This window comes from Janthinobacterium sp. BJB446 (assembly GCF_002735655.1).
Lineage (GTDB): Bacteria > Pseudomonadota > Gammaproteobacteria > Burkholderiales > Burkholderiaceae_D > Janthinobacterium > Janthinobacterium lividum.
In genome coordinates, this window is the sequence record NZ_PDZK01000012.1 from 1 (window position 1) to 20,098 (window position 20,098).

Consider the following 20,098-nt stretch of genomic DNA (forward strand, 5'->3'; position numbering starts at 1 on the left):
TCGCCACCAGAGCAAGCTCCGTGCTGCCGTTCGACTTGCATGTGTAAGGCATGCCGCCAGCGTTCAATCTGAGCCAGGATCAAACTCTTCAGTTTAATCTCTGTTACTTTGCCATTTTATTGGCACCATCATTGCTGATGGGTCGCTCACTCAAAAAACTGACAGGCTACTTCCGAAGAAGTATCCTATTTCATTATTTCTTGTGAACATTTGATATTTTAAGTTTTACAGCAATCCGAAGATCACTGCTGCACTTACATCAAATGCCCACACTTATCGACTGTTAATTGTTAAAGAACTGTATTCGGCACTGCTTTCGCGCTATCGACAAAGCGTTGTGTTTGTCAGCTGCGAAGAAGGAAGAGTATGAAGCGTTTCGGCCATTTCGTCAACCTTCTTTTTTACTACCCAGCCCCGGAAGGCTGTCCCTTTTGTGCCGCAAACCAGTGCGTCTCATCGGGGAGGCGAATCATATCAAAGACCGTCGAAGTTTGGCAAGCGCTTTTCCAGGAAAGCGTGCATGCCTTCTTTTTGCGCAGGCGTACCGAAGGCGGCCTGGAACAAACGGCGCTCGTAGGCGACGCCATCCGTCAAGGTGGTTTCAAAGGCGCGGTTGACGCAATCCTTGATCATCATGGCAACCGAAGTCGGCATGGCGGCAATGGTCTTGGCAGCAGCCAGGGTTTCTTCCAACAACTTATCGGCCGGCACCACGCGCGACACGAGGCCGATACGCTCCGCCTCGGTGGCGTCTATGGTGCGCGCCGTCAGCAACAGGTCCATGGCCTTGGCCTTGCCAATGGCGCGCGGCAGACGCTGCGTACCGCCCGCGCCTGGCGTGACGCCAACCTTGATTTCCGGCTGGCCGAATTTGGCGCTGTCGGCAGCGATCAGGAAGTCGCACATCATGGCCAGTTCGCAGCCGCCACCGAGCGCATAGCCAGCCACCGCGCCCACCACAGGTTTGCGCACGCGCAAGATATGCTCCCAGTTACGGCTGATGTAGCCCTGGGTAAAAGTGTCCGGATAGGTGTAATCGGCCATGGCGGCGATGTCAGCGCCGGCGGCAAACGCTTTTTCGCTGCCCGTGAGGACGATGCAGCCGATATTCTCGTCGGCATCGAACTTCAGCAAGGCGGCGCCCAGCTCATTCATCATGTTGTCGTTCAAGGCATTCAATGCCTTCGGGCGATTCAGGCGGATGACCGCCACTTTGTCCTGGATATCGATGATCAAGTCTTCGTATTGCATATAGTCTCCTCTGGATGAACACGGTGCAACGATTGTAGCGGCTAACGGCAGCGGCGCGGCAGGCGCGCTGCTATTATTGTGAGCCTGATCATTTTCATATCGAGCAAGATATTTTCTCCTCCCTCTTCCAGTACTGCGCCCATTACCTGCGCGGCGACGGCAGCGCCGCCAGCGTCAATTTCCGCCGCCTGTGGTTCAGCAACGGCCTCAATTGCTTCGGCGCCCAGATCACCTCGCTGGCCCTGCCCTTGTGTGCGGTACTGTTACTGCATGCGACGCCAGAACAGATGGGCGTGCTGGTTGCCTTGCAGGCGCTGCCGTTCGCCCTCTTCGGCTTGCCCGTCGGCGTGCTGCTGGACCGGCGCAGCAAGCACCCGATCATGCTGTTCAGCGAAAGCATGTCCGGCCTGGCTCTGGCCAGCGTGGCCGTGGCTTACTGGTGCGGCGTGCTGTCCATGCCGTGGTTATATATAGTGGGGTTCATCATCGGCACGGGCTTCGTCGTCGGTGGCGGCGCCGAACAGGTGTTTCTGACTTTCCTGGTGGGCCGCGACGGCTTGATCGATGCGCAATCGAAATTTGCCGCCACCGAATCGGCGTCGCGCCTGATCGGGCCCGGCCTGGCCGGCGTACTGGTGCAAGTCTTGTCAGCGCCCGTCGCCATCCTGTGCACGGCTTGCGGCTATCTGATTTCCGTCTTCAATTTGCGTGCCATGAGCGTGCGCGACCCGCGCCCCGCCCCATCCGACAAGCACGCCTTGCGCGACATCGCCGACGGCTTGCTGTTCGTCTGGCGCGAACCGCTGCTGCGCGCGCTGGCGTGGGGCGCCGGCATCTGGCACTTCCTGTTTTACGCCAGCATGGCCTTGACGGTGTTGTTCGCCACGCGCGACCTGGGCATGAGTCCTGGCGTGCTGGGCATGACGCAGATGCTGGGCGGCGCCGGCGTGCTGCTCAGCGCCTTCATCGTCAAGCCATTGACGAAGCGCTACGGCGCCGGCCGCACCATCCTGATCGGCCTGGCATCGACCTCGCTCTGCTTTGCCCTGACGCCAACGATTCCCGCCGCGCTGTTCGGCAGCGCGGCCGCCAGCGCCGTCGCGTATGCCATATTGATGTTCTTTTTCGATTGCGGCGTGATGCTGTTCTTTATTCCCTACCTGGGTTTGCGCCAGAAAGTCACGCCCGATCCCATGCTGGGCCGCATGACGTCGACCATGCGCTTCCTGACGGTGGCGACGGCGCCGCTGGGCGCGCTGGCCGCCGGCTGGATCGCGGAACACTTTGGCGTGCGCAATGGCCTGGCCTGCATCGCGGCCGGCAGCATCTTGTTGACAGCCGCCATGGTGTGGGGCACGCCGCTGCGTAGCGTGCGCACCTGATGCGATGAACAGGCATACACTGCTAAAAGATTGCCTTGGCGACACTATTCACGCCAAAGCCTGTGAGGTTTGATTTATATCAAGGTTTTAATTGATGTAAATCCATAAGCTGTCTTACATCACTTGAGGAGCACGCCATGTTTAACACCATCTTATTTCCCACCGACGGCTCGCCGTTGTCCGACAAGGCCGCCGAGACCGCCCTCGCCTTCGCCCAACTGAACAAAGCCAAGCTGGTCGCCATCAGCGTGGTGCAGCCTTTCCCGTTTTCGCCGATGGCCGACGGCGGCATCGTACTCGACGCCAGCCTGTATGAACAGCAGATGCAGGAAGCGTCGCAACGCGCCATCGACAAGATCGGCGCAGCGGCAAGCGCTGCCGGTGTACCCTTCGAAGGCGTGGTGGCCGTGTCACCGAGCCCGCACGATGAAATCGTCAATGCGGCGCAGACCTATCATTGCGACATCATCCTGATGGCCTCGCATGGCCGCAAGGGCTTGAACAAGCTGTTCGTGGGCAGCGAAACGCAAAAAGTGCTGGCCCACACGCACTTGCCAGTGATGGTTCTGCGCTAAGCTGACGCCAGACCATCACCCGCCGGCGCCGCGCACCTCCTCTAGCGCGCCGGCGCCTGTTTCGGCAACAACACCCACACGGCGCCGCTCTGCTTCATGCGGCCCGCATTCTCGGCCGCTTCCGCGCCAAAGCCAAAGAAATAATCGACACGGATCGGCCCGCGAATGGCGCCGCCCGTATCCTGCGCCATCACCAGGCGCTGCATGGGGATCTCGCTATTGGCTTGCGTGGTGGACAAGAACACGGGCGCGCCCAGCGGCAAGAAACGCGAATCGATGGCTACCGAGCGCTGCGGCGTCAGCGGCACGCCCAGCGCGCCCTTCGGCCCCACTTTCGGGTCGGGCAGGCGCTCCTCCTTGAAGAAGACATAGCTGGGATTAGCGTTGAACAATTCATCCTTGCGCGTGGGATGGCCGGCGATCCACGCCTTGATGCCTTGCGCGGATGCCTGGCTCAAGGTCAGCTCGCCCTTGTCGACCAGGTAGCGGCCGATCGATTTATACGGATGGCCGTTTTGATCCGCATACGCCACGCGCACGGTTTCCTGCGTATCGGTCAACTGCACGCGCCCGGAACCCTGCACTTGCAGGAAGAAGGCCTCGACTTCGTCATCCACCCACAGCAATTCCTTGCCCGTGACGGAGGTGGCGCGCTCGATGTCGGCGCGGGTTGCGTACGGTATCACCTTCTTGCCGACCAGCTTGCCCCGCAAGCGCATGTTTTTCAATTCCGGATACACGCCGGCCAAGTCCACCGAAACCAGGTCGTCAGGCACCTTGTACAGTGGTGTCTGGTATGGACCGCCGCGCTTGCGCGCGCCGTGCAGCAACGGCTCGTAATAACCGGTCACCAGTCCAGTATTGGCGCCATCGGCGGTGATGACTTGATTGGGCACAAAGAAGGTCTCGAAAAACAGGCGGATGGCCTTGTCGCTGTCGGCATTCACCTGGCGCGCAATCGTGCACGATTCTTTCCAGTCCGGACGCTTGACCAACACGCCGCACGACGCCATGAAGGCGGGCCAGGCCGCGCGCATGTCGTCGCGGGCCCAGCCTGGCAAGGCGGCGAACTTGGCGGGCACGAAAGTGGGGGCTGCCGCATCCGTGGCATCCTTGGCGTCGGCAGGCTTGGCCGGCACCGGCCTGACGACGGTCGGCGCGATGGCGGGCGCCTTGCCGCTGGAGGCAGCGGGTGGCGTGGACGGCGTGGTGCAGGCGGAAAGAGTCAGCGCGACGCCGGCGATTGAAACGAGTAGACTACCGCGTGTAAACAGACGGCTGGTAAATGGGCTGCGTGTAAATAACATAGGGATGCGTATGTGGATCTTGATGATAGAGGCGCTGGTGGCGTTCTTCTTGCTGGCATTTATAGTCTGGTGGACCATGTATTCGGGCAAAAAGCCCGCACCGCCGGCGCGCAAGCAGCTCAGTGAAGAACAGGACGCCACCGAAAAACTGAAATAGGGGGCGCACGCCCCCGGCGTTTCCTTAATGCAGGGTGCGCGGCACCGACAGCACGAACTCGGGAATCGGCGCTTCGAACTGATGGCCGTCTTCGGCCACGCAAAAGTATTCGCCGTGCATCGAGCCTTGCGGCGTGCCCAGCATGGTGCCGCTCGTGTATTCGAACTGCTCGCCCGGCTGCAGCAGCGGCTGGTGGCCGACGGCGCCCAGGCCCCGCACCTCTTCCACCTTGTTGTTCGCATCCGTGATGACCCAGTGGCGCGAAATCAGTTGCGCGCCAGCCGTGCCCGTGTTGACGACGCGGATCGTGTAGCTGAACACGTGCCGCCCCTGGTCGGGTGCCGATTGATCGGGCAGGTATTGCGTCTTGACCGTTACCGTAAATTCATAAGTCGCCATCGTCATTCCTATTCAGACATTGCCAGTCATATTGAGTGTCGCGCGCGCCGCATTGGCCATCGCGCGATGCGTATTCTGTATTTCACCGTACTTCAATGAGGCACGGTAGCGGCGTCAGGCGTAAAATAGCGCAAATCGCATTTTCTATCCTTTGGCTACTTCACCATGACAACATTCCGTATCGCTCCCAGCATCCTGTCCGCCGACTTTGCCCGCCTGGGCGAGGAAGTGCGCAACGTCGTTACCGCCGGCGCCGACATCATCCACTTCGACGTGATGGATAACCATTACGTGCCGAACCTGACCATCGGCCCGCTGGTGTGCGAAGCGATCCGCCCGCACGTGCAAGTACCCATCGATGTGCATCTGATGGTCAAGCCTGTCGATCGCATTATCCCGGATTTCGCCAAGGCTGGCGCGAACATCATCACCTTTCACCCGGAAGCGTCGGATCACGTCGACCGTTCGCTGCAGCTGATCCGCGACAATGGCTGCAAATCGGGCCTGGTGTTCAACCCGGGCACGCCGCTGCACTACCTGGAACACGTGATGGACAAGATCGACATCATCCTGATCATGTCCGTCAACCCGGGCTTCGGCGGCCAGTCCTTCATTCCGCAAGCGCTGAAGAAGATTGCCGAAGCGCGCCGCATGATCGATGAGTCGGGCCGTGACATCATGCTGGAAGTCGATGGCGGCATCAAGATCGACAACATCGCCGCTGCCGCTGCCGCCGGCGCCGACACCTTCGTCGCCGGCTCGGCCATCTTCGGCAAGCCGGACTACAAGGCCGTCATCGACGCCATGCGCGCCGAGCTGGCCAAAGTAGCGGGCGCCTGATGCAAGCGTGCACGGTGAAAGACCACGTACTGGCCGGCGTGCGCGCCGCCATCATCGACCTCGATGGCACGATGCTCGACACCGTGCCCGATTTTCATGTCGCCATCAATGGCATGCGCGCCGAACTGGACCTGGCGCCCATCAGCGCCGAAACCATCGAACTGATGGTGGGCAAAGGCTCGGAAAACCTGATCCGCACCGTGCTGGCGCTCGACTTCGATGCGGCCGGCGTGGAACAGCGTTTCGAGCAGGCGATGGACGGTTACCAGCGCCATTACCTGGCCATCAACGGCCAGTTCAGCACCCTGTACCCGGATGTGGAAGAGGGACTGGCGGCGATGAAGGCGGCGGGCTTGCGCCTGGCCTGCGTCACCAACAAGCCGATCGCCTTCGCTCTGCCCCTGCTGAAACTGAAAAACCTGGACCAGTATTTCGAGATCGTCTACGGCGGCGATTCGCTGCCGCAGAAAAAACCGCACCCCATGCCGCTGCTGCAAGTGTGCGCGGACTTCGACTTGCCGCCCTCCAAAGTGGTGGCCATCGGCGACTCCTCGAATGACGCACAAGCGGCCAGGGCTGCGGCTTGCCCCGTACTGACGGTACCGTATGGCTACAATCACGGACACTCTATACACGATACCGATTCCGATGGTATAGTAAAGACACTGCTCGAAGCAGCCCGTTTTATTAGCATGCAAAATTAACCAGCATACTGACCAAACCCAACACCATATCGTGAACACGTTTCTCATCAAAAAACACAATGTCACCCAAACCGGCTCGATTGAGGCCTGGCTTTGGCGACGCTGGCAATCCTGGCAGGCCTAAGGGCCGAGCCGTTACGATTGCTGCCGGCTGCACACGCGTCCTTTGCGCATTTTGCGCATATTGCATGTCCCGGCAAGTTTTTTGATAACCCACCGCAGGGTTTGTGCACTATGCACACTCATACCCTGACGGCATGGAGAGAAACATGACCGAACTCGAATTCAAATCGCTGGCCCAGCAAGGCTACAACCGCATCCCCCTGATCGCGGAAGCGTTCGCCGACCTGGAAACCCCGCTCACCCTGTACCTGAAACTGGCACAGTCCCAACAAGGCGGCAAGAACACCTTCCTGCTCGAATCCGTCGTCGGCGGCGAACGCTTCGGCCGCTATTCCTTCATCGGCTTGCCCGCCACAACCGTATTGCGCAGCTACGGCAAGTGCACCGAAATCGTCAAGAACGGCAGCGTGATCGAAGAACACGAAGGCAATCCGCTCGACTTCATCGAACAGTTCCAGTCGCGCTTCAAGGTGGCCCTGCGCCCCGGCATGCCGCGCTTCTGCGGCGGCCTGGCCGGCTACTTCGGCTACGACACCGTGCGCCACATCGAGAAAAAACTGGCCGGCGGCGCGCCGAAAGATGACTTGAAGCTGCCCGACATCCAGCTGATGGTGACGGAAGAACTGGCCGTCATCGACAACCTGTCCGGCAAGCTCTACCTGATCGTCTACGCCGACACCACGCAGCCCGAATCGTTTTCGAAAGCACAGCAGCGCCTGAAGGACTTGCGCATGATGCTGCGCCGCGGTGTCGATGCACCCGTCACCAGCGCTTCCGTACGCACGGAAACTATCCGCGATTTTTCCAAGGAAGACTACCTGAAGGCCGTCGCCAAGGCGCATGAATACGTGATGGCGGGCGACCTGATGCAGGTACAGATCGGCCAGCGCATCCGCAAGCCGTATGTCGATTCGCCGCTGACACTGTACCGCGCCTTGCGTTCGCTCAATCCGTCGCCGTATATGTACTTCTATAATTTCGGCGACATGCAGATCATCGGCGCCTCGCCGGAAATCCTGGTGCGCAACGAGAAGACGGCGGACGGCGGCAAGAAAGTCACCTTGCGTCCGATTGCCGGCACCCGTCCACGCGGCGCCACGCCAGAGCGCGACGCCGAACTGTCGGCCGAGCTGCTGGCCGATCCGAAGGAGATCGCCGAGCACGTGATGCTGATCGACCTGGCGCGCAACGACATCGGCCGCATCGCCGAGACGGGCAGCGTGCACGTCACGGACCGCATGGTCATCGAGAAATACTCGCATGTGCAACACATCGTCTCGAACGTGGAAGGCAAGCTGAAAGACGGCCTGTCGAACCTGGACGTGCTGCGCGCAACCTTCCCTGCCGGCACCCTCACGGGCGCGCCGAAAGTGCGCGCCATGGAGGTAATCGACGAACTGGAAATCACCAAGCGCGGCATCTACGGCGGCGCCTGCGGCTATCTGTCGTTTGGCGGCGAAATGGACGTGGCGATCGCCATCCGCACGGGCGTGGTCAAGGACGGCATGCTGTATGTGCAGGCCGCGGCCGGCATCGTGGCCGACTCCATCCCCGAAATGGAATGGCAGGAAACCGAGAACAAGGCGCGCGCCGTACTGCGCGCCGCCGAACAAGTGCAAGATGGCCTGGATGGAGGGTTTTAAGATGCTGCTGATGATCGACAACTACGACTCCTTCACCTACAACATCGTGCAGTATTTCGGCGAGTTGGGCGAAGACGTGCGGGTCTACCGCAACGATGAAATCACAATCGCACAGATCGAGGCGCTGAACCCGGACCGCATCTGCATCTCGCCCGGCCCGAAAGCGCCGGCACAGGCGGGCATTTCGGTCGAAGTGCTCAAGCACTTCGCCGGCAAGAAGCCGATATTGGGCGTGTGCCTGGGCCACCAGGCCATCGGCGAAGCGTTTGGCGGCAAGGTCATCCGCGCCAAGCAAGTCATGCATGGCAAGACTTCCCTCATCGCGCATACGGGCGTGGGCGTTTTCAAAGGCTTGCCCAGCCCCTTCACAGTGATCCGCTACCACTCTTTGGCGATCGAACGCGCCTCGCTGCCTTCCTGCCTGGAAGTGACGGCGTGGACGGACGACGGCGAAATCATGGGCGTGCGCCACCGGGAATACGATATCGAGGGCGTGCAGTTCCACCCCGAATCGATCCTCTCGGAGCACGGCCACGCCCTGCTGAAGAATTTTCTCGAGCGCTGATTTTCCGCGCACGCCACGGCGTGCCATCAGTGTCGTCCTGCGCCATCATTGAAGAAGGAAGCATCATGCCGATCACCCCACAAGAAGCCCTGCTGCGCTGCATCGAACACCGCGAAATCTTTCACGACGAAATGCTGTACCTGTTCCGCCAGATAATGTCCGGCGAAATGTCGGCCACCATGATAGCCGCCCTCACCATGGGTTTACGCGTGAAAAAGGAAACCATCGGCGAAATCGCCGCCGCAGCGCAAGTGATGCGCGAGTTTTCCACCAAGGTGCCCATGGCCGACACCACCAACCTGCTCGACATCGTCGGCACGGGCGGCGACGGCGCGCACACTTTCAATATTTCCACCGCCTCGATGTTCGTGGCGGCGGCGGCCGGCGCGCGCGTCGCCAAGCATGGCGGGCGCAGCGTCTCGTCCTCGTCCGGCAGCGCCGACGTGCTGGACTCCCTGGGCGTCAACATCAACCTGCAGCCCGAGCAGATCGCCCAGTCGATCGCGCAGACGGGCATCGGCTTCATGTACGCGCCGAACCACCATGCGGCCATGAAGCATGCGGCGCCCGTGCGCAAGGAGCTGGGCGTGCGCACGATTTTCAATATCCTCGGTCCGCTGACGAATCCGGCCGGCGCGCCGAACATCCTGATGGGCGTGTTCCATGCCGACCTGGTCGGCATCCAGGTGCGCGTGCTGCAGCGCCTGGGCGCGCAGCACGCCATCGTCGTGTATGGCCGCGACAATATGGATGAAGTCTCGCTCGGTGCCTCTACCCTCGTCGGCGAACTGGTCAACGGCGAAATCCGCGAATATGAAATCCATCCCGAAGACTTCGGCATGTCGATGATCGCCAGCCGCAACCTGAAAGTGGCCGATGCCGCCGAATCGAAGGCCAAGATGATGGAAGCGCTGCGCGGCGAGCCAGGTGCCGCTGCCGACATCGTCGCCCTGAACGCGGGCACGGCGCTGTACGCGGCCGGCGTGGCCAGCTCGATCGAAGACGGCCTGGCGCGCGCGCGCGCCGCCGTCAGCTCGGGCGCGGCGCTTGCGAAACTCGCTCAATTCGTGCAAGTCACGCAGCAGCTGGGCACCCCGGCGCAAGCGTAAGCCACCGTCCTCCTTTATAGAATAGCGACCATCATGTCCGACATACTCGATAAAATCCTGGCCGTGAAGGCCGATGAAGTGGCCAAGGCCAAAGCCCGCCGCAGCCTGGCCAGCCTGCGCGGCGACGTGGAAAGCGACAGCGCACTGCGCGCCGGCCTGCGCGGCTTTGAAGCGAGCCTGCGCCAGCACATCGCCGCCGGCAAGCCCGGCATCATCGCCGAAGTGAAAAAAGCGTCGCCGTCGAAAGGCGTGATCCGCGCCGACTTCCGTCCGTCTGATATCGCCGCCAGCTATGCATCCCATGGCGCGGCTTGCCTGTCCGTGCTGACGGACGAACAGTTCTTCCAGGGATCCGTGGAGTATCTGCAGCAGGCGCGCGCCGCCTGCGCCATCCCCGTGCTGCGCAAGGATTTCATGGTCGACATGTATCAGATCTATGAAGCGCGGGCCATGGGCGCCGACTGCATCCTCCTGATCGTCGCGGCGCTCGACCATGGCCTGATGGCGGAGATGGAAGCGTGCGCCCACGAACTGGGCATGGGCGTGCTGATCGAAAGCCACGACGGCGAAGAGCTGACGGCGGCCCTGAAACTCAAGAGCGCACTGATCGGCATCAACAACCGCAATCTGCGCACCTTCGAAACGTCGCTCGACACGACCATCAATCTCTTGCCGCGCATCCCGCAAGACAGATTGATCATCACGGAATCGGGCATCCACAGCACGGCCGACGTGCAACGCATGCGCGACGCGCACATCCACAGCTTCCTCGTGGGCGAAGCGTTCATGCGTGCGCCAGACCCCGGCGTGGAGCTGGAACGCCTGTTCAGCTAAACCATGGTAGGCTGGCAGGCATGAGACACGCGATAATCGTCCTTGCCACCGCCAGCCTGCTGTCGGCTTGCCAGACTGCGGCCCCGCCAGCGGCGCGCACGCCCACACCTACGCCCGCTCGCACGCCCGCCGCGATACAGCTCGCCGCCAGCATCGACGCCTACAAGTCACTGGTGGCGCAGCAGATCATGGAGGCCAACGGGGCATATACGTTCAGCGGACGCCTGCCGCCCATGCTGCCGGCCATCGTCGTGCTCGACCTGAGCGTGGGGCCCGACGGCGAGCTGAAAAGCGTGCATGTCCACCGTTCGCGCGACAGCGAAGCATCGGCTGCGGCCCTGGCCGCCGTGCGGCGCGTGCAGGCGCTCTTTCCGCCGGCGGCACACCTGATGCGCCGCCATGCCAAGACCTTCGATTTTTCCGAAACCTTCCTCTTCAACGACCAGTACCGATTCCAGCTGCGGACATTGTCCGGTCCACAGTAAGCGCAGCGGTATCGAGTTCGATGCGGTCGCGTCCCCGCTCCTTGGCCAGGTACAGGGCCGCATCGGCGCGCGACAGCAACTGTTCCAGCCCTTCCACCACCGATGCCTGGCAAGCGACGCCGATGCTGACCGTACACGAAGGCAGTCCCGCATGACTGGACTCACGCAGCAAGGTGCGGATGCGTTCGGCCACGCCCAGCGCACTTTGCGCCGGCATGTCCGGCATCAGCACGACGAACTCCTCGCCGCCGTAACGCGCCACGCAATCCGATTCGCGCAAGGCCCCGCCGATGACAGTGGCCACATGCGCCAGCACCTGGTCTCCCACCGCGTGACCGTAGCGGTCATTGATCGATTTGAAGTAATCGAGGTCGATGCTGAGCAGTGTCAGCGGCAAACGGCGGCGCCGCAGATTGCCCATTTCGCGCGCATAGGCATCGCCAAAGCCGCGCCGGTTCAGCACCTGCGTCAGCGGATCGTGGGTCGAGCGGCGCTCCAGTATCTGCTGCAAGCGACGCGTCGCCACCGTCATGAAGCCCACCGTCAGCAGCAGCGCCATGAAATTGGCGACCGCCAGATAGATGCCGGCCGGCGTGCCGGCCACCGTCAGGTTCACGCTGGCGCCGCCATGCAGCAAGGCAGACACGCCGCGCGCCAGCACCACGATCGCCTGCGTCAGCATCAGCGCGCCAAAGAAAAAACTCGAGAAATGGCGCTCGCCATGGCGCCACACCAACTGCGCCTGGCGGGCGTAAAACAGGAAGACCAGCAGCGAGAAGACCGCCACGCGCGCCGAGAAATCAGGGTGCACCAGCAGCCACCAGCTATTGCCGGCGATGGCCAGGGCAAGTATCAGCAGATAGGCGCGGCGGCTGGGTGCCAGTCCAAAGAATGTCTCCGTGCCCAGCATCGACAGGCCGATGCCGGCCACCAGCGCCGCATTGGCTGCGATCACGGACAATGCCGGCGGCAGCACTTCGCGGGTGCCGAACAACAGGGACGCGCACACCAGCAACAGCAAACCGGCCGCCCAATGTCCCAGGCCATGCACCTCGCGCCGGAAACTGCGATACACCGAGAACATGACGATGCTCATCGCCCCGCACATCAGGGTCGTCATCAGCATGATGGTTCGCGGATCGAGGGTTTGCACGTTGGCGCGATCTAAAAGAAGCAGTTCGGCAATTTTAGTTTAGTTAAAGAAAAATTAGTTCATTTACGGTAAATATGATGGCAAGCCGCCAGTTCAGCGGATAAGTTGCATTTGAGAAATTGCTACTTGCAATAAAAAAACCGGCCAGTGACGGCCGGTTTTCTGTCCTACTGCATGACAAACTGCATCATGCCGCGCTAGGACGCTTCGGCCCCGCGGCTTTCTTTGGCGCTGGCAGCAGCGCCAGGCTGACACCCGGCACCCGGTCGCCCTGCAGCACTACCGCGAACGTCATCAGCTCGTCGCGGCGGAAGGCGTGCACCGCCACCTTCGCGCCCACCGCATAGCGGCCCAGCAAGGTGTCCAGGTTGGTGCCCGTCACGCGCAAGCCGTCGACGGCCACCAGCACGTCGCCCGCCGAAAGACCGGCCACGTGGGCGGCGCCGCCCTGGTGCACCTGCGCCAGCTTGGCATCGTTGCCGTCGCGGCCCAGGTTGACGTCCAGGCTGGCTTTTTCCGCCTTGCGCGCATCGCTGTATTTCACGCCGAATGGCGCCAGCAGGCGCGCCAGCGGCACGTCGTCCGTGCCGCGGATGTAGCGCTCGAAGAACGGCTTCATGCGCGTGCCGGCAATCTCATCGAACAGGGCTTCGACTTCCGCCGGCGTCACGCCGCGCGCTTTCCCCTTGTAGAAATCGCGGCCATAGCGCTGCCACAAGGCCTGCATCACGTCATCCAGCGACTTTGCGCCGTTCGTCTTGCTGCGCAGCGTCAGGTCGAAGGCCAGCGCGATCAGCGAACCCTTGGTGTAGTAGCTGACGATGGCATTCGGCGCGTTTTCATCCTGGCGGTAGTACTTGCCCCAGGCGTCGAAGCTGGAATCGGCCACGCTTTGCTTCGTGCGGCCGCTGCCGCGCAAGACGCTGTTGACGGTTTTCCCGAGCAGCTTGAAATAGGCTGCCTCGTCGATCAGGCCCGCGCGCACCAGCATCAGGTCATCGTAATAGCTGGTGAAGCCTTCGAACAGCCACAGCAGCGGCGAATAGCTTTCCGCCTGCAGGTTGTACGGCGCAAAGGCGGCCGGCTTGATGCGCTTGACGTTCCAGGTGTGGAAATACTCGTGGCTGCACAGGCCCAGGAATTTCAGGTAGCCGTCGCCGATCTCCGTACTGGTCGACGCCGTCGTCGGCAAATCGGCGCGCGCGCAGATCAGCGCCGTCGAGGCGCGGTGTTCGAGGCCGCCGTAACCGTCGCCGACGGCCATGGTCATGAACACATAGCGGTCCATCGGCGCCTTCTTGGTCTTCGGCTCGAAGAAGGCGATCTGTGTTTCGCAGATGGCTTTCAGGTCGCGGCACAGACGGTCCAGGTCCAGGTTCGGCACCTTGCCCGTGACGACGATATCATGCGGCACGCCATGCGCGGTAAAGGTGGCCAGCGCGAAGTCGCCCATCTCCACCGGGTGGTCGATCAGCTCATCGTAGTTGGCCGCCTGGTAGCTGCCGAAGCCATAGCGCTTCGCTTTCAGTTCCGGCAGGGTGGTGGCCACCTTCCAGGTCTTGCAGGCCGCATCCTTCGGCTGCACGATGTGCACTTCATGCGGCTCGGCCTCCTGGCCCAGCACGCGCAGGAACACGCTGGTGCCGTTGAAGAAGCCGTGATTCTGGTCCAGGTGGGCGGCGCGCACGGACAGGTCCCAGGCATACACGTCGTATTCCACCGTCAACGGGCCTTTGCACGGAGCGGCTTGCCACGAGTGCTTGTCCAATTTGGTCAGCGCCACGGCCTTGCCCTCGGACTCGGCGCGGATGCTGACGATGTTGCGCGAAAATTCGCGGATCATGTAGCTGCCCGGAATCCAGGCCGGCAAGGACAAGACCTGGCCGATGGCGGCCGGCGACTTGACTGTCAACGTCACCTTGAACATGTGGCCGGCCAGGTCGGCAGCGGCGATGCTGTAGATGATACCGGCGGCCGGTGTGGTTTTCACTGCGGTTTTCGCTACGGCTTTGCTTGTGGCTTTGCCGCTTGCCTTGGCTCCCGCCTTGGCGGTGATTTTTTGAATCGGTGCTTTCTTCATGTTTTCCTCGTGTCTGGCATGGATGTTCTACAATCGCCCGGGTGCGCCAGGCACCGGCGACAAATCGTCAGGTGTATCAATATCGCGCAAGATGCCGCTGTCGTCCACTGTCACTTCGCATACGGCATGGCTGTTGACGATGCTGCGCGCGCCCTGGTCGCCATCGAGCGCCAGCAACAGCGGCAAGTGGAAGGCGCTGAAGGCGACAGGATTGCCGCGCCGGCCCTGGAACACGGGCACGGCGATGTGCGCGCCATCGCCGATGGCTTGCGACAAGGCGGCGATTGTAGCCGCTTCCACCCAGGGCATGTCGCCCAGGGCGATCAGCCAGCCCGGCGCGCCGCGCACGTAATCGATGGCGCAGGTGAGCGAGGCGGCCATGCCCGTGTCGGCGTCATGGCAGACGCGCACCTCGCAGCCCAGCGCACCGAGCACGCGCGCCACCTGCGTGTCGTCGGCACGCACCACGGCCAGCACGCGCGGCAAGGCCGCCAGCATGGCTTTTGCGGCAGCCGCCACCACCGGCAAGCCCGCATGCGGGCCTTCGGCCAGCGGCTGCAATAATTTATTCTGTACGCCGGAAGGATCGAACCTGCGCCCCCTTCCGGCTGCCAGCAAGATGCCGACCGTACTCAAAAAACCGCTGCCGTCATGCGGCCGCCAGGTCGAATGGCAGCTTGCGCAGGCGCTTGCCCGTCAGCGCGAACAGCGCATTGGCAAACGCGGGCGCCAATGGCGGCACGCCCGGTTCGCCCATGCCCGTTGGCGCGTCGCCCGATGGCACCAGGTGCACCTCGATCACCGGCATGTCTTGCATGCGCGGTACGGGGTAGTCGCCGAAGTTCTGCTGCTCCACCACGCCATCCTTGAGCGTGATGGCCGCACCGGGGATGGTCATGCCCAGCGCCATCAGCGCGGCTCCCTGTACTTGCGCCTCGATCGTCAAGGGGTTGACGGCCAGGTTGCAATGCACGCCGGCCCATACCTGGTGCAGCTTGGGCGCGCCTTCCACCACGGAAGCCGTCACCACGTAGGCGACGACGGAATTGAACGATTCATGCATGGCCACGCCCCAGGCCTGCCCTTTCGGCAGCTTCTTCTTGCCATAACCGGACTTGGCCACGGCCAGGTCCAGCGCGGCGATGTGGCGCGTGTGCCTGGCGTCGATCAGCTGCTTGCGGTAGGCGACGGGGTCCATCTTCGCCACGTGCGCCGCCTCGTCGATCAGGGTTTCCATGACAAAGGCCGTATGCGTCGAACCGACGGAGCGCCACCACAGCACAGGCACGTTCGCCTTGGCCGTATGCACGGACAGCTTCATCGGCAAGGTGTACGGCTCGCCCATGCCTTCGACCATGGTGCCATCGACGCCATTTTTCACCATGAAGGCTTCGAACGGCGTGCCGGCCATGATGGACTGGCCCACAATGGTGTGGTCCCAGGCGAGGATTTTCCCTTTGGCGTCGAGACCGATCTGCGCGCGGTGCACATGCGACGGCCGGTAGTAGCCGCCCTTGATGTCATCCTCGCGGCTCCACATCAGCTTTAAGGGGCCGCTCTTGCCCGCCGCCCGGTATGCCTTGGCGACGTTGACGGCTTCGACCACATAATCGGACGAGGGCACGGCGCGCCGGCCGAAGCCGCCGCCAGCCATCATGGTGTGCAGCGTCACCTGCCCGGGTTTCAGGCCGGAAGTAGCCGCAATGGCCGCCTGGTCGCCGGTCTGGAATTGCGAGCCCACCCACATCGTGCATTTGTCCGCCTGCAGGTCGACGACGCAGTTGAGCGGCTCCATCGGCGCGTGCGCCAGGTAGGGGAACTCGTACACGGCTTCGATCTTTTTCGGCGCCTTGGCCAGCTTGCCCATGTCGGCAGGTTTGGCGACCGTGCCCGGCGTTTTCGCCAGCGCCTTGAAGGCGGCCAGCTGCTTGTCGCTGCTGACCTTTTCCACGGCGCTCGTATCCCACTCGATCACCAGCGCGTCGCGTCCCTGCTTGGCGGGCCAGTAGCCGTCGGCGATGACGGCCACGCCGCTGCCGCCACGGTCGGTCTTCACTTCCAGCACCTCGAGCACGCCCTTGATGGCTTTCGCCTTGCTGGCGTCGAATTTCGCCACCTTGGCGCCAAACACGGGCGGGCGCGCCACCATGGCCACTTTCGCGCCGGGCGGCTTGAAATCGATGCCGAACTGCTGTTTTCCCGTGGACTTGGCGGCCGCGTCGAGGCGTTTCACCGGTTTGCCGATGATGACAAATTCGCGCGGGTCTTTCAGCTTGACGGTGGCGGGCACGGGTTGGCGCATGGCCGCGTCGGCAAACTCGCCATACGTCGCCTTTTGTCCGCCAGGGCCATACAGCACGCCCTTGGCGGCACGCACCTGGTCGGGACTGACCTTCCACTGCGCGGCAGCGGCGCCCACCAGCATGGCGCGCGCCTTGGCGCCGATTTCACGGTACTGCGTAAACGAGTGGGCGATGCTGCCCGAACCGCCCGTCATCTGCATGCCATAGGCCGCATCCTTGTACTGCTCGCCGGCCGGCGCCAAGGCGCCGTGCACCAGGCTCCAATCGGCGTCGAGTTCCTCGGCGATCAGCATGGGCAAGCTCGTTTGCACGCCCTGGCCGAATTCCAGCCGGTTCACCTGCACCGTCACCGAGTTATCGGGAGCGATGTGCAAGAAGGCGTTCGGCGCATACACGGGCTTGGCGGGCGCGGCATCGGCCGCCTGCGCCAGCTTGCCTGCGCCAGGCAGGAAAAAGCCCAGCATCAAGCCGCCGCCGGCCGCAGCGCCGGCCTTCATGAAACCGCGCCGCGACACGCCATCGGCAACGGCCACCGGCGCCGATGCCAGCGCCGCGCCCAGGGTCACCCCGCCATGCTGCAATGCTTCCTGATTCAACCATTCGATACGCATGTCGCTCTCCTCAGGCCAGGGTCTTGGCCGCGTCCTTGATGGCTGCGCGGATCCGTTGATAGGTGCCGCAGCGGCAGATATTGCCGCTCATGGCGCCGTCGATGTCGGCATCGCTGGGCGCCTTGTTGGTGCGCAGCAGCGCCGTCGCGCTCATCACCTGGCCGCTTTGACAGTAGCCGCATTGCGGCACGTCGTGGCGTACCCATGCCGCCTGCACGGCCTTGCCCACCTGGTCGTTTTCCATCGCTTCGATGGTGGTGATTTTTTGCGCGCCCACCGAGGAAATCGGCGTGATGCAGGAGCGGATAGGCTGGCCGTCGAGGTGCACCGTGCAGGCCCCGCACAGGGCCGCGCCGCAACCGAATTTGGTGCCCGTCATATTCAGGTTATCGCGCAGCGCCCACAGGATGGGAGTGGAAGGATCGGCGTCGACCTGCGTGTCGCGTCCGTTGATATTCAAGGTAATCATCTGCTGCTTCCCCTTTTTTGGATTGTTATGGCGTCTACGAACAACACTTGATGATACGACAGCGGAAAAAAGTGCAAAAAAAAGCGCGCCTTGCGAGGGCGCGCCGTCCAGCCTTCCTGGCGACAGCCCGGATTACTTAATGGTCGAGAATTTCTGTTCCAGCGTCTTCGCATCGACCGCGCCCGGAATGCGGCTGCCGTCGGCAAAGAAGATGGCTGGCGTGCCCGAGACGCGCAATTGCTGGCCCAGGGCCAGGATTTTTTCATGCGGATTGGCGCAGGTGGCGGCCACCGTGGCCGGCGCCTTGCCGTTCAACATCCAGTCATCCCATGCCTTGTTGCGGTCCGGCGCGCACCACACATTGCGCGACTTGACGATGGAGTCGGGCGACAGGATGTTGTACATGAAGGTGTAGACGGTGACGTTGTCGATTTCCTTCAGCGCATTCTGGCGGAAACGCTTGCAATAGCCGCAGTTCGGATCTTCGAACACGGCGATCACGCGCTTGCCATTGCCCTTGACGGTCTTCATGGCGGAATCGAGCGGCAAGTCGGAGAACTTGATGCGATTGACTTCGTCCAGGCGCACCTTGGTCAGGTCTTGCGACGTCTTGGCGTCGAAGACGTGGCCGACGAACAGGTATTGCGCGGCTTTGTCCGTGTACAGAATGTCGCCGCCCGTGCGCACTTCGTACAGGCCGCCGTATGGGGTTTCCTTGACCGAATCGACCTTGGCGCCTTCGCCCAGGCGCGGCTCGATCAGCTTTTTGATGTTCGCTTCCGTCGGCGTTTCTGCGCCGGCGCACGACATCATCAGGCCAGAGGCGAGTACCAATGCGATTCTGCTCATTTTTATCACTATCACTTCTCCACTTGAAACGCCTGGCGGGACTGGCCTCTGGTCCGGCGTCATGATCTCTTTGACAAAACGATCGCCGCAGACCAGCTGCGGCGACCTTGAATTTTCACACCTGCCATTATCCAGCGATATCTTAAGATTCGCTGATATTTACTGATGTCCCAATGCGTGCGCAATCATTTTTCGCTTCAGGGCCGGCAATTTATCCAGCAAGTTTAATCCCAAATTGCGAACCACGCGCAGCGGTTCCAGATCGGCGCCAAATAATCGCGCCAGGCCATCGGTCGCCAGTTGCATCAACAGCACGTCTTCCTTGCGCGCGCGCGCATAGCGGGCCAGCACGCGTTCGTCGCCGATGCCGCGGTGCGCTTCGCGTTCGCTGATCGTCTTGACCAGCTGCGCCACGTCGGCAAAACCGAGGTTCATGCCGTGGCCCGCCATCGGGTGCACCACGTGGGCGGCGTCGCCGACCAGGGCCACGCGCGGCGCCACCATGGCGTGCGGGCGCATCAGGGTCAATGGGAAGGCGCGCACCAGCTCCGGCTGCAACGGCGTGAGCTTGCCCAACTTGTCGTGGCAATAGGCGGCCAGGCGCGCGGCCAGGGCGTCGGCCGATTCGGCCATCAAGGTATCGGCCAGCGCATCGGGCGCCGACCAGACCAGCGAAACGCGGTCCCCTGGCAACGGCAGCAAGGCGACGATGCCTTCGCTGCCCGTGAACCACTGGTGGGCCGCGCCATGGTGCGGCTTTTCGCAGGCGAAGTTGCTGACCACGCCGCGCTGGCCATACGAGCGGTAATCGAGGCCGATATCGCACTGGCCCCGCACCCACGACTGGGCGCCATCTGCGCCCACTACCAATGCGCAAGTGATGGTGTCGCCGCCATCGAGGTGCACGATGGCCGAATCATTCGTCCATTCCAGGCGGCTGGCCCGGCCCTGCAGCACGCTGACGTTCGGCGCAAATTTCAGGGCGGCGTCCAGCGCCTGGCCCAGGTTGCGGTCTTCGATGATCCACGCCAGCGTGCCCACATGGGCGCCGTAGGCGTCGAAACCGAGTCCGCCCGCCTGCGCGCCGTCGCCGTTGACCAGCATGGCGTCAACGGGCGCCACCCTGTCGGGCGCCAAAGCACCCCATACCTTCAGCGACGACAGCAACTGGTGCGCCGTGTGATTGAGCGCATACACGCGCACGTCCCAGCTAGCTTCGACCGGCTTGGCGGCCGAAGCGGGGGCGGGCGGGTTTACCG

General features: G+C 62.4%; 20 protein-coding genes and 1 rRNA gene. 10 read left to right on the plus strand and 11 right to left on the minus strand.

The annotated features are described in order from the left end of the window. Positions 1-95: ribosomal RNA gene (locus CSQ92_RS28320) — 16S ribosomal RNA — on the minus strand; the annotation flags it as partial. Between the two features lie 379 nt (positions 96-474). Further along, positions 475-1,251, minus strand: coding sequence for an enoyl-CoA hydratase (locus tag CSQ92_RS28325; RefSeq protein ID WP_099396057.1), 777 nt, complete (start codon positions 1,249-1,251; stop codon positions 475-477). A 188-nt stretch (positions 1,252-1,439) separates the two neighbouring features. Between CSQ92_RS28325 and CSQ92_RS28330 the strand changes: the two genes are divergently transcribed. Both CSQ92_RS28330 and CSQ92_RS28335 read left to right on the plus strand, forming a co-directional pair. Beyond that, the gene (locus CSQ92_RS28330; protein ID WP_240317690.1) at positions 1,440-2,633 is read left to right on the plus strand and encodes an MFS transporter; all 1,194 of its coding nucleotides are present in this window, start codon (positions 1,440-1,442) and stop codon (positions 2,631-2,633) included. A 137-nt stretch (positions 2,634-2,770) separates the two neighbouring features. Beyond that, on the plus strand, positions 2,771-3,208 hold the full coding sequence (locus CSQ92_RS28335) for a universal stress protein (RefSeq protein WP_034785626.1): 438 nt from the start codon (positions 2,771-2,773) through the stop codon (positions 3,206-3,208). Between the two features lie 41 nt (positions 3,209-3,249). On the opposite strand, the gene mltA is transcribed toward CSQ92_RS28335, so the two are convergent. Further along, on the minus strand, positions 3,250-4,515 hold the full coding sequence (gene mltA / locus CSQ92_RS28340) for a murein transglycosylase A (protein ID WP_257219400.1): 1,266 nt from the start codon (positions 4,513-4,515) through the stop codon (positions 3,250-3,252). Between the two features lie 10 nt (positions 4,516-4,525). Here mltA and CSQ92_RS29160 point away from each other — a divergent pair, with 10 nt between their 5' ends. After that, positions 4,526-4,672: a hypothetical protein gene (locus tag CSQ92_RS29160; RefSeq protein WP_167468630.1), complete on the plus strand. Its 147-nt coding sequence runs from the start codon at positions 4,526-4,528 to the stop codon at positions 4,670-4,672. Positions 4,673-4,696: 24 nt separating this feature from the next. On the opposite strand, the gene apaG is transcribed toward CSQ92_RS29160, so the two are convergent. Continuing rightward, positions 4,697-5,071 (minus strand): Co2+/Mg2+ efflux protein ApaG, encoded by a 375-nt coding sequence (gene apaG / locus CSQ92_RS28345; protein WP_034785627.1) that lies wholly within the window; start codon positions 5,069-5,071, stop codon positions 4,697-4,699. A 165-nt stretch (positions 5,072-5,236) separates the two neighbouring features. Between apaG and rpe the strand changes: the two genes are divergently transcribed. The 7 genes from rpe (at position 5,237) to CSQ92_RS28380 (ending at position 11,374) form a co-directional block, all read left to right on the plus strand. Next, entirely contained in the window at positions 5,237-5,911 is a 675-nt protein-coding gene (gene rpe, locus CSQ92_RS28350; RefSeq protein ID WP_086145604.1) for a ribulose-phosphate 3-epimerase, read from the plus strand. Beyond that, positions 5,911-6,615 carry a phosphoglycolate phosphatase gene (locus tag CSQ92_RS28355; protein ID WP_099396058.1) on the plus strand — a complete coding sequence of 235 codons (705 nt, stop codon included), beginning with the start codon at positions 5,911-5,913 and terminating at the stop codon, positions 6,613-6,615. Before rpe ends, CSQ92_RS28355 begins: the two co-directional genes overlap by 1 nt. Positions 6,616-6,884: 269 nt before the next feature. Continuing rightward, positions 6,885-8,381: an anthranilate synthase component I gene (gene trpE / locus CSQ92_RS28360; RefSeq protein ID WP_099396059.1), complete on the plus strand. Its 1,497-nt coding sequence runs from the start codon at positions 6,885-6,887 to the stop codon at positions 8,379-8,381. Position 8,382: 1 nt separating this feature from the next. Then, on the plus strand, positions 8,383-8,946 hold the full coding sequence (locus tag CSQ92_RS28365; RefSeq protein WP_099396060.1) for an aminodeoxychorismate/anthranilate synthase component II: 564 nt from the start codon (positions 8,383-8,385) through the stop codon (positions 8,944-8,946). A gap of 65 nt (positions 8,947-9,011) precedes the next feature. Then, a complete protein-coding gene (trpD, locus tag CSQ92_RS28370) occupies positions 9,012-10,055 on the plus strand; it encodes an anthranilate phosphoribosyltransferase (protein WP_099396061.1) in 1,044 nt (347 codons plus the stop codon). 33 nt (positions 10,056-10,088) lie between these two features. Further along, positions 10,089-10,889: an indole-3-glycerol phosphate synthase TrpC gene (gene trpC / locus CSQ92_RS28375; protein ID WP_099396062.1), complete on the plus strand. Its 801-nt coding sequence runs from the start codon at positions 10,089-10,091 to the stop codon at positions 10,887-10,889. A gap of 20 nt (positions 10,890-10,909) precedes the next feature. Beyond that, on the plus strand, positions 10,910-11,374 hold the full coding sequence (locus CSQ92_RS28380) for a hypothetical protein (RefSeq protein ID WP_099396063.1): 465 nt from the start codon (positions 10,910-10,912) through the stop codon (positions 11,372-11,374). Here the strand turns inward: CSQ92_RS28380 and CSQ92_RS28385 are convergent. From CSQ92_RS28385 to CSQ92_RS28415, 7 genes are all read right to left on the minus strand, one after another. Beyond that, the gene (locus CSQ92_RS28385) at positions 11,325-12,527 is read right to left on the minus strand and encodes a GGDEF domain-containing protein (protein ID WP_257219401.1); all 1,203 of its coding nucleotides are present in this window, start codon (positions 12,525-12,527) and stop codon (positions 11,325-11,327) included. The two genes, CSQ92_RS28380 and CSQ92_RS28385, sit on opposite strands and share 50 nt — an antisense overlap. A 187-nt stretch (positions 12,528-12,714) precedes the next feature. Continuing rightward, positions 12,715-14,517, minus strand: coding sequence for a M61 family metallopeptidase (locus tag CSQ92_RS28390; RefSeq protein WP_099396069.1), 1,803 nt, complete (start codon positions 14,515-14,517; stop codon positions 12,715-12,717). Between the two features lie 117 nt (positions 14,518-14,634). Further along, positions 14,635-15,243, minus strand: coding sequence for a nucleotidyltransferase family protein (locus CSQ92_RS28395; protein WP_099396065.1), 609 nt, complete (start codon positions 15,241-15,243; stop codon positions 14,635-14,637). A 13-nt stretch (positions 15,244-15,256) separates the two neighbouring features. After that, positions 15,257-17,521: a xanthine dehydrogenase family protein molybdopterin-binding subunit gene (locus CSQ92_RS28400; protein WP_099396066.1), complete on the minus strand. Its 2,265-nt coding sequence runs from the start codon at positions 17,519-17,521 to the stop codon at positions 15,257-15,259. Between the two features lie 10 nt (positions 17,522-17,531). Then, positions 17,532-17,990 (minus strand): (2Fe-2S)-binding protein, encoded by a 459-nt coding sequence (locus CSQ92_RS28405; RefSeq protein WP_034753534.1) that lies wholly within the window; start codon positions 17,988-17,990, stop codon positions 17,532-17,534. Between the two features lie 132 nt (positions 17,991-18,122). After that, positions 18,123-18,839, minus strand: a complete 717-nt coding sequence (locus CSQ92_RS28410) for a DsbC family protein (RefSeq protein WP_034785648.1) — start codon at positions 18,837-18,839, stop codon at positions 18,123-18,125. Positions 18,840-18,998: 159 nt separating this feature from the next. Continuing rightward, positions 18,999-20,098, minus strand: a 1,100-nt coding sequence (locus CSQ92_RS28415) for an FAD-dependent monooxygenase (RefSeq protein ID WP_099396067.1), incomplete at its 5' end; no start/stop codon positions are given.